This window comes from Rathayibacter tanaceti (assembly GCF_001634385.1).
Lineage (GTDB): Bacteria > Actinomycetota > Actinomycetes > Actinomycetales > Microbacteriaceae > Rathayibacter > Rathayibacter tanaceti.
The window spans coordinates 22,186-31,205 of sequence record NZ_LIIN01000018.1 but is presented as its reverse complement, the minus strand read 5'-3'; the positions used below and the strand labels follow the sequence as shown (position 1 = coordinate 31,205).

Below are 9,020 nucleotides of genomic sequence, written 5' to 3'. Positions count from 1 at the left end.
CCCCCGTCCGCTCCCGCGCAGGAGCCACGGCGCCCCGCTCGTGCGAACCGTCGCAGCCGCCTGCCGGTCAGAGGTCGGCGTGCAGCGCCCAGACGCGCTCGGCCGAGTCGCGCCAGCTGAACGCGCGCGAGCGGTCGCGCCCGGCCACGGACATCCGCTCGCGCAGCCCGGTGTCGGCGAGCACGCTGCTCATCGCGACGGCGAGACGCTCGGGGTAGTGCTTCGCATCGGCGCGCTCGACGGCGACGCCGGCGTCGGCGGCGACCTCCATCAGGGCAGGGTCGTCCGAGTGCACGACGGGCACACCGAAGTGCATCGCCTCGAGCACCGGCAGACCGAATCCCTCGGCGACGCTCGGGTAGACGAACAGTGTGGCGCGGTCGAGGACGACGGCGAGATCGGCGTCGCTCAGCACGCCCAGCGCGCGCACGCGCGTCTCGTCGAGGCCCTGCTCGTCGGCGACGGAGGCGATGTCGAGCTCGCCCCAGCCGGTCGGTCCGACCAGCAGCAGCGGGAGGGCGGGCGCCGATGCGCCGCCGAAGGCCGCGATCAGTGAGACGAGCCCCTTGCGCGGCTCCAACGTGCCGACGCTCAGCACGTACTCGGGCGGGAGGTCGAGAGCCTGTGCGCGCTCGTCGGCGTCCTCGGGCAGCACCAGTCCGGATCCGACCGCGCCGCCGATGACACGCAGGCGGTCGCCGAAGTCCATCAGCTCCGAAAGCTGCTGCGCGACGGCGTGGGTGGGCACGACCACCGCGTCGGCGTGCTTGCGTGCCCGCTTCGCCATCGCCCGGTGCCACTTGGCCCCGTGCGGCGTCAGCGTCTCGGGATGCGTCCACGGCACGGTGTCGTGGATCGTGACCGCGATCTGCTCGCCCCCGCCGCCGTCATGACTCCGCAGCGGGGCGAACAGGCTCGGCGCGTGCATCATTCCGCCGCCCGCCGGGATCGCGATGCCGTACTGCCAGGCCCGCGAGAGCTCGCGTCGGCCCAGGGGGAGTCGGTGGAGACCGGCAAGGCCGGGGAGGCGCAGACGGAGCTCCTCCTCCTTCTCCGGCGGATGCGCGGAGAGGACGGCCTCGACCTCGCAGTCGCGCGGAGCGGTCGCGATCAGCTCGCGGGTCAGCTCCTCGGTGTAGCGGCCGATGCCCCCGGGCACGCGCGCGAGCATCTGGTCGACGACGACCCGGAGAGTGGTGGTCACGGAGTCACCGCCTCGAGGGGAGCGGCGGCGAGGGCGTCCTGCCAGGAGCGCAGCGGCGCGAGTCCGGCTCGGCTCCAGCCGTCGTGGCCGAGCACGGAGTAGGCGGGACGCGGCGCGGGACGCACGAAGGAGCCGCTGTCGGTCGGTCTGAGGCGCTCGGGGTCGAGCCCCGCCTTGGCGAAGATCGCCCTGGCGAAGCCGAGCCACGTCGTCTCGCCGGAGTTGGTGCCGTGGTAGACGCCGGGAGGCGCCCCCCGGTCGACCAGCTCGATCAGCCGCGCGGCGAGGTCGGCGGTCCAGGTCGGCTGGCCGTGCTGGTCGTCGACGACGGCGAGGGTCTCGTGCGAGCCCGCGAGACGGACCATCGTCTTGGCGAAGTTGCCGCCGTGCGCGCCGTAGAGCCAGGCGGTGCGGACCACGTACCCGCGCTCCGGATTCCCGGCGAGCACGAGCTCCTCGCCCTCGGCCTTCGTGCGGCCGTAGGCCGAGATCGGTGCTCGGGGGTGGTCCTCCGCGTAAGGGCTCGCAGCGGAGCCGTCGAAGACGTAGTCGGTCGAGACCTGGACGAGGGCGGCACCTGTCTCCGCCGTGGCGATCGCGAGGTTGTGCGCCCCGACGGCGTTGACGCTCCGTGCAGCGTCCTCGTCGCTCTCAGCGTCGTCGACGCGCGTGTAGGCCGCGCAGTTCACGACCGCGTCGTGGCCGGCCACGGCGGCGCGCACTGCCTCGAGGTCGGTGACGTCGAGGTCGCCGCGCCCGAGGGCGGTGCTGGCGCGGTCGCCGACGGCGCCGCGCAGGTCCGTGCCGAGCATGCCCGAGGCGCCCGTGATGAGGAAGGTCACGTCATCATCATGCCTGAGCACCGTGGACCGGCGTCGGTGCCGCACCGAGTCGGGCGAGTGCGGCACCGGCCTGTCCGGACGACGTCACAGTTCTGGAACATGCCGTCGATACACTGACGTCCGTGCAGATCCGTGAGCTCGACATCCCCGACGCCTACGAGGTGACGCCGCGCCAATTCCCCGACGACCGAGGGGTCTTCTACGAGTTCTACCGGTTCGATCACCTGGCCGAGAAGGTCGGTCACCCGCTCTCGTTGCGACAGGGCAACACGTCGGTCTCGCGGCGCGGCACTGTGCGCGGCATCCATTTCGCCCAGGTCCCGCCGTCGCAGGCCAAGTACGTCTCGTGCTTCTCCGGCTCGGTGCTCGACTACGTGATCGACGTGCGCGTCGGCTCGCCGACCTTCGGCCGGTGGCAGTCCGTCCTGCTCGACGACGTCGACCGCCGCTCCGTCTACCTCGCGGAGGGCCTCGCGCATGCGTTCGTGGCCCTCACCGAGAATGCCGTCGTGTCGTACCTCGTGAGCGCCACTTTCGATCCGGAGCGCGAGAAGGGCGTCGACCCGCTCGACGAGCAGATCGGACTGCGCTTCCCCCCGGAGGCCGGGGAGTTGCTGCTCTCGCCGAAGGACACCGCGGCCCCGTCGCTCGCCGACGCCGAGGCGCAGGGCATCCTCCCGAGCTGGGACGAGGCGCGCGACTACTACGCCGAGCTGGACGGCTCCGCCTGACCGGCGAGGCCCGTCAGCGCTTCGGTCGCAGGCGCATGAGTGCCACGCGCGCTCCGAGTCCTAGGCGCACAGCGGCACGGATCGGAGCCTGGTACCAGGCTCCGTACTTCTGCGCGAGGTAGAGGTAGGCGCTGCGGTGGTGCACCGCGAGCATCCGCGCCGACGCCAGGCGAGTGGAGTGGCCGCCGAGGTGCGAGACCACCGCGTCAGCGAGGTAGACATTCGTCCACCCCCGCCGGCCGAGGGAATCGCCCAGCTGGACGTCCTCGAAGTACATGAAGTAGCGGTCGTCGAAGCCGCCGATCTGGTCGAACGCCGTCCGCCGCACCATCACGCACGCTCCGGACAGCCAGCCCGCCTCCATGCGGCCGTGCTCGAGAGTCTCGACCGCGCGGGAGCGACGGTACGTCGCGGACCAGGGGTTGCCCGGCCACATGTGCGCGAAGAGGGCGTGGCCGATGCCCGTCCCGAGTGATGGGAGCGCCCGCGCGGAGGGGTAGACGGTGCCGTCGGAGTCGAGGATGCGCGGTCCGATCGAGCCGATCCGGTCGTCGGTGACCGCCGCGGCGTACAGCGCGTCGATCGAGCCCGGCAGGAACACCGTGTCCGGGTTCGTCACCAGGATCCACTCGACCTCGGGTCCGAGGCGATCGACCGCGTAGTTGACGGCCCTGCCGTAACCGAGGTTCCGACCCGTCTCGTGGAACTCGACCTCGGGGTGCCGCTCGACCACGCGGCGCACGGAGTCGTCGGTCGTCTGGTTGTCGACGACCACGATGCGCACGTCGTGGTCCGTCGCCGCGGGAATCGACTCCAGGCAAGCGCGGAGGACCTCACCCGAGAAGTGGGTGACGACGACGACCGCGATGGGCAACGTCGAGCGGGCGATGGGAGCCTCCGGGGAGTGCGGTGTCGACGGGCGGGGGCACCGTCGGAAGAACTCGACGAGGCTAGCACGCGGCTCCGCCGAGCCTCAGCGAGCCGCGGACCCGACCTCGTCGACGATCTCGCCGAGCTCGACCGCGATGTCCGCGGTGGACGCGGGCCTGCGGAACACGACGAACTTGTAGAGGCAGAAATTCCAGACGAGGCCCACGAGCACCGCGACCGCCTTGGCGACGTTGATCGCCAGGAACGCCTTCTCGCCCGCGCTGGGCAGGAAGAGGAGGGACGTGCCGAAGCGGGTGTCGAAGAAGACCTCGAAGCCGTAGATGATCAGCGACTGCAGGACGAGGGAGCTGAAGCCGGTGACGAGGAAGAACTGGCCGAAGGTCCGCAGGGTCGGGCGGTCGGGGTGGCGGAAGACGAAGAAGTGGTTGAGGAAGTACGAGATCGAGATCCCGACCGTCACCGAGACCACGTTCGCGAGGAGTGTCGGCAGACCGACCATCAGCGAGAGCGCGTTGAGGATCAGGAAGTCCAGCGCTGTGTTGAGCGAACCCGCGACGACGAATCGCACCTTCTGGGATTCCAGCCAACGCGCCACGGTACTCCTCCTGCCGACGATCGCCCGGCGGGACGACTCGGGCCGAGAGTACGCGGTCGGTCTGTACTGGGACCCCCTTGCGCGCGAACCCTTCCTGAGAAAGTGCGGCGCTGTCGCGGATGCCCTTCCCATCGGCGGGCGGCGCGCGCCCGGCACGCCCCAGGGCCGATGGTGCACGCTGGTACTGTTCCACCGCCTCCGCCCCGGCGCGAGCGTGCCCGACGCCGCTCCGCCACCGCCCGAATCGGATCGCCATGCTCTCCCTCACCATCGTCACTCCCACGTACAACGAAGCGGACAACGTCGGCGAGCTGCTGCGCCGGCTGGCCGCCGCCGCTGCGGCCGAGCCCGACGTGCTCGTGCGCTCCGTCATCGTGGACGACTCCTCGCCCGACGGCACCGCCGAGCGGGCGCGCGCGCTCGGCGCCCAGCTGTCGACAGGGACGTTCTCGGTCGAGGTGCTCTCTCGCGCGGCCAAGGAGGGACTCGGCGCCGCCTACCTGTGGGCCTTCGAACAGGTGCTCGGGCGCGAGGACCCGCCGACGCACATCCTCCAGATGGACGCTGATCTCTCGCACGACCCGGCGTATCTCTCCGACTTCCTCCGCGAAGTGCGCGCCGGTGCCGATCTCGTGGTCGCCTCGCGATACATCCCCGGAGGCGGCACGCCGGACTGGACGCTCGACCGCAAGATCCTCAGCCGCGGCGGCAACCTCTACTCGCGGGCCTTACTCGGGTCGCGGCTGACCGACTGGACGGGCGGGTTCAACCTCTTCAGCCGTGAGCTGCTCGAGCGGATCCACTTCGAGACCGTCGATGCGACGGGCTACGGCTTCCAGATCGCGCTGAAGCACCGTGCGTCCGTCGCCGCACGTCAGGTCCGCGAGATCCCGATCGTGTTCCTCGACCGCACCGAGGGGACCTCCAAGATCCCGGGCAACACGATGCTGCGCAGCCTTGTGCTGGTCCTGCGGATCCGGCTCGGGCGCGACTCGTCCCGGTAGCTGCTCCCGTCCGAGAGGCGGGTCGCCCGGCCCGCCGGTGGAGGGCGTACTCGGGCTCACGGCCGTCGTCGAGCCCCGGCGCTCACGAGCCGGTGCGGAAGAGCAGCCAGCGCCGGTCGGAGTCGGTGCTGACGACGCTCGGCCGGTCTGAGTCGGCGACCGCGTCGACGAAGGGCTTCCAGCCGTCGGGGTCATCGACGTAGGCGAAGGTGTCGACGAGGACCGCGCAGGCACCCGAGGCGTCATACTCGCGCTCGAAGGAGCGGGGTGTGGTCGCGAGGTCCCAGTCGTCGGCCGAGCGGGTGCCGCGGACCGCGCCGTAGCTGTAGCGCAGGCCCGCCTCGTCCGAGGAGTAGAGGTAGGGCAGGGCCTCGTCGTAGTCGCCCATGTCTCCGATCGGGTCGGTCTCGGGGAAGTCCTTGAGCGGGAGCTGCGCGATCCCGCATCCGTCGGCGAGGCGTCGCTCCGTCTCGTGAGTGAACGCACGGACGGGGGCGTCGTCGGTCGGATCGAGCGGGATCGCCGCCGCCGTCCCCGCCACCTGGTCGATCAGCCCCACCACGCGACGACCGCCAGTGCAGGGAGGAGGAGTCGCAGGCGCCGCGTGACCGCCTCCAGGGCGATCCCCGCCACGCCGAGAGCGAGCACGCTGAGCACGATCGACATCCGCGACCACGCCCGGATCTCGGGGCTGACGACGTAGGAGAGGATCGCGCCGAGCCCGGCGACGACGAAGAAGAGAAGCGCGAGGACGAACGCCTGGCTGAGCAGCCCGACCCGGGCGTCCGTGACCAGCAGGGCGATACGCGAGCGCGAGCCCACGCCGGAGCGTCCCGCCCGGCCGAGCGCTGACAGCACGATCAGCAGGACGAGCAGGAACGCGGCCGAGACGACCACCGCGGTCGAGGGGTTCTCGGTCGTCTCGAGGATCCTGCTCGAGCGGGCGTAGTCCTGGGCGAGCTCGGCCAGCGGTGAGAACCCGCTGGTGGGCGAGGGCAGGAGCAGGCTCTGCAGTTTGCCGCCGTAGAACTCCGACTCCTGCGGAGAGCGGCCCTGGAAGTACTTCTCGTAGCGATCGCCCTGGTTGTTCGAGAGCACGGCGAGCTGAACGGCGACGAAGCCCAGGAGTGAGCCCAGTGCGAGCGTGGGCCAGGCGAGCGTGCGCAGTGGCGACCGGCGCACCAGTGTCGCGAGCACCGCCAGTGCCCACGCCGAGCCGAGCACGATGGCGCCGAAGACGAAGTAGTACGACTGCGTCCACGCGATCGCCACGGCGATGACGATGACGACCGCCGCTCGCACGAGGCGACGGCGGCGCGGGCCGACGATGCCCGCCGTCCACCGGGCCAGCGGATCCGTCTCCCGCCCGCCGATCACCAGCAGCAGTACGCCGATGAGCGGCACGGCCCAGTAGCTCGCGAGGAAGGGGTGCCCGATGGACATCTGCACGAAGTGGTAGGGCAGCACCGCCGTCAGCACGCCGAACACCAGAGACGTGGCGCGGCGCAGGCGCAGAGCCCGGAAGAAGACGTAGGCGGTGGTTCCGACGGCGGTGAAGCCGGCGATGTTGTAGAGGTTGAGCAGCCAGACGCCGTCGGGAGTGAACGGTCCGACGAGAGCGACGAAGACGGCCGACCAGGGATCGAACAGCGGCGCGAAGAAGAGGTTCTGGACGGCCGGGAATCCGAGCCGGCCGTTGGGCAGGAACGGGAACACCTCGCGGGCGCTCGAGAAGATCGTGTAGTGCAGCACCTGGTCCGGGCCGCCGAAGGCCCACCTCTCGCCGAGGTTCTGCGGTGTGATGCCGAGCGCGAGGACCCCGAGCGCGGTCGAGAGCACGGCGGCCGCAGCGCCGAGTCCCAGATCGAGGAGGAGCGCCCGGCGACGACGGTGCCGTCGGCCCTTCGGCAGGGTGGCGGCGTCGTCGACGGTCATCCGGTGGTGGTCCTTCCGTTCTGCGGGGAGCGCTGAGCGGAGGCGGGGCCTGTCCGGGCGCGAGGGAACCCTATGGTAATTTCTTCGGGTTCCGCCGGGATGTCGCCGCCCAGCACGCATGCTCGACGAAAGCTCTTCCATGACACGCACTGTCCTTCTCGCCGGTGGCGCCGGGTTCGTGGGATCGAATCTCGCCGCACGTCTCCTCCGCCGCGGCGACCGGGTGGTCGTTCTCGACTCTCTGCTGACCGGCTCGACCCGCAACGTCGCTGCCCACCTCGGCCACCCCGCGCTCACAGTGGTCGAGGCGGACGCGGCCACTGCGCGCTCTCTCGTGGGTCCGTTCGATGTGGTGCTGCATTTCGCGTCGCCTGCGTCGCCGCCGCGGTATCTGGCGCATCCGATCGAGACCTTGCATGCCGGCTCGGTGGTGACGGAGGCGTTGCTGGATGTGGCGCGTCGGGATGGTGCCCGGTTCGTGCTCGCTTCCACGTCGGAGGTGTACGGGGATCCGCATGTGCATCCGCAGCACGAGGAGTACTGGGGGAACGTGAATCCGAACGGGCCGCGGAGTGTGTACGACGAGGCGAAGCGGTATGCGGAGGCGTTGACGTTCGCGTATCGGCGCAGTTTCGGCGTGGACACTGGTGTTGTGCGGATCTTCAACACGTACGGGCCGAACATGGACATCGACGACGGCCGGGCGGTACCGGCGTTCGCGAAGGCTGCGTTGGCGGGTTCTCCGCTGCCGATGCACGGTGACGGGACGCAGACGCGGTCCCTTCTCTACGTCGACGATCTGGTCGAGGGTGTCCTGCGGATGGTGGAGTCGTCCGACGCGGGCCCGATCAACCTGGGGTCCGTGGACGAGCTGGAGTTGCGGGAGATCGCCCGTCGGATCGTGGAGCTCGTGGGAAGCGACTCCGAGGTCCACTACGGTCCTCGCCCTGTCGACGATCCCGAGCGTCGTCGGCCTGATATCACCCGTGCCCGCGAGGTCCTCGGCTGGGAGCCGAAGGTGTCGATCGAGGAGGGGCTGGCGCGCACGGTGCGCTGGTTCTCCGAGGGTGCGTCGAACGAGAGCGGTGCCCTGTGAGACTGTCGATCCTGATGCCCGTGTTCAACGAGGAGGCGACGCTGCGCAAGGCAGTGGATCGTGTCCTCGCTGTGGAGTTCCAGGAGGGCGTCGAGATCGAATTCGTGATCGTGAACGACGGCAGCCGTGATCGGACCCGCGAGATCCTGGACTCCCTCGAGGATCCGCGGATCCGGGTGTTCCACCAGCCGCGCAACCAGGGCAAGGGCGCGGCGATCAGCCGGGCCGTGCAGGAGGCGACGGGTGACTACGTGATCATCTGCGACGCGGATGAGGAGTATCGGCCGAGCGAGATCCCATCGCTGCTGCAGCCGGTCCTGGACGAAGAGGCGGAGCTCGTGTACGGGAGTCGCACGTTCGGGAGTCACACGTCGTTCTCGTACTGGTACGTGCTGGGCAACAAGGGCGTGAACCTGATCACGAACATCCTCTTCAACGCCTACATCTCGGATGTGGAGACCTGCTTCAAGCTGATGCCGCTGAGTCTCTACCGTTCCCTCGGCATCAGGGAGAAGGGGTTCGGGATGGAGGCGGAGGTCACCGGGAAACTCCTCGCCCGCGGCTACCGTCCCTACGAGGTCGGCATCAGCTACAAGGCCCGTACCCGCGAAGAGGGAAAGAAGATCACCGTGAAGGACGGCTTCGAAGCGATCTGGATCCTCGTGAGGATCCGCCTGCGCGAAGGCACCCGCACCCGCCCGCCGAAGACGCCGGTGTCCTGA

10 protein-coding genes are annotated in these 9,020 nt (G+C 70.0%); 4 read left to right on the top strand and 6 right to left on the bottom strand.

What is annotated here, in order from left to right; translation table 11 throughout:
- Positions 1–67 precede the first annotated feature (67 nt).
- Together ACH61_RS04050 and rfbD are read right to left on the bottom strand one after the other, a co-directional pair.
- Positions 68–1,204 (bottom strand): glycosyltransferase family 4 protein, encoded by a 1,137-nt coding sequence (locus ACH61_RS04050; protein ID WP_236713530.1) that lies wholly within the window; start codon positions 1,202–1,204, stop codon positions 68–70.
- Positions 1,201–2,046: a dTDP-4-dehydrorhamnose reductase gene (rfbD, locus tag ACH61_RS04045; protein ID WP_132504001.1), complete on the bottom strand. Its 846-nt coding sequence runs from the start codon at positions 2,044–2,046 to the stop codon at positions 1,201–1,203. Before rfbD ends, ACH61_RS04050 begins: the two co-directional genes overlap by 4 nt.
- Before the next feature lie 122 nt (positions 2,047–2,168).
- On the opposite strand from rfbD, the gene ACH61_RS04040 reads away from it, so the two are divergent.
- Positions 2,169–2,777: a dTDP-4-dehydrorhamnose 3,5-epimerase family protein gene (locus ACH61_RS04040; protein WP_068208853.1), complete on the top strand. Its 609-nt coding sequence runs from the start codon at positions 2,169–2,171 to the stop codon at positions 2,775–2,777.
- 13 nt (positions 2,778–2,790) lie between these two features.
- Here the strand turns inward: ACH61_RS04040 and ACH61_RS04035 are convergent, their stop codons facing one another.
- Both ACH61_RS04035 and ACH61_RS04030 read right to left on the bottom strand, forming a co-directional pair.
- Positions 2,791–3,651: a glycosyltransferase family 2 protein gene (locus ACH61_RS04035; protein WP_236713529.1), complete on the bottom strand. Its 861-nt coding sequence runs from the start codon at positions 3,649–3,651 to the stop codon at positions 2,791–2,793.
- A gap of 99 nt (positions 3,652–3,750) precedes the next feature.
- A complete protein-coding gene (locus ACH61_RS04030) occupies positions 3,751–4,263 on the bottom strand; it encodes a GtrA family protein (RefSeq protein WP_068208849.1) in 513 nt (170 codons plus the stop codon).
- Between the two features lie 254 nt (positions 4,264–4,517).
- Between ACH61_RS04030 and ACH61_RS04025 the strand changes: the two genes are divergently transcribed.
- The gene (locus ACH61_RS04025; RefSeq protein WP_068208847.1) at positions 4,518–5,267 is read left to right on the top strand and encodes a polyprenol monophosphomannose synthase; all 750 of its coding nucleotides are present in this window, start codon (positions 4,518–4,520) and stop codon (positions 5,265–5,267) included.
- Between the two features lie 82 nt (positions 5,268–5,349).
- On the opposite strand, the gene ACH61_RS16725 is transcribed toward ACH61_RS04025, so the two are convergent.
- Complete coding sequence (locus tag ACH61_RS16725; RefSeq protein WP_153038793.1) at positions 5,350–5,829, bottom strand: hypothetical protein; 480 nt, start codon at positions 5,827–5,829, stop codon at positions 5,350–5,352.
- Entirely contained in the window at positions 5,817–7,202 is a 1,386-nt protein-coding gene (locus ACH61_RS04015; RefSeq protein WP_068208842.1) for a hypothetical protein, read from the bottom strand. Before ACH61_RS04015 ends, ACH61_RS16725 begins: the two co-directional genes overlap by 13 nt.
- Positions 7,203–7,341: 139 nt before the next feature.
- On the opposite strand from ACH61_RS04015, the gene ACH61_RS04010 reads away from it, so the two are divergent.
- Positions 7,342–8,298 carry an NAD-dependent epimerase/dehydratase family protein gene (locus ACH61_RS04010; RefSeq protein ID WP_068208840.1) on the top strand — a complete coding sequence of 319 codons (957 nt, stop codon included), beginning with the start codon at positions 7,342–7,344 and terminating at the stop codon, positions 8,296–8,298.
- Positions 8,295–9,020 carry a glycosyltransferase family 2 protein gene (locus ACH61_RS04005; protein WP_068208838.1) on the top strand — a complete coding sequence of 242 codons (726 nt, stop codon included), beginning with the start codon at positions 8,295–8,297 and terminating at the stop codon, positions 9,018–9,020. The genes ACH61_RS04010 and ACH61_RS04005 overlap by 4 nt, the downstream gene beginning before the upstream one ends.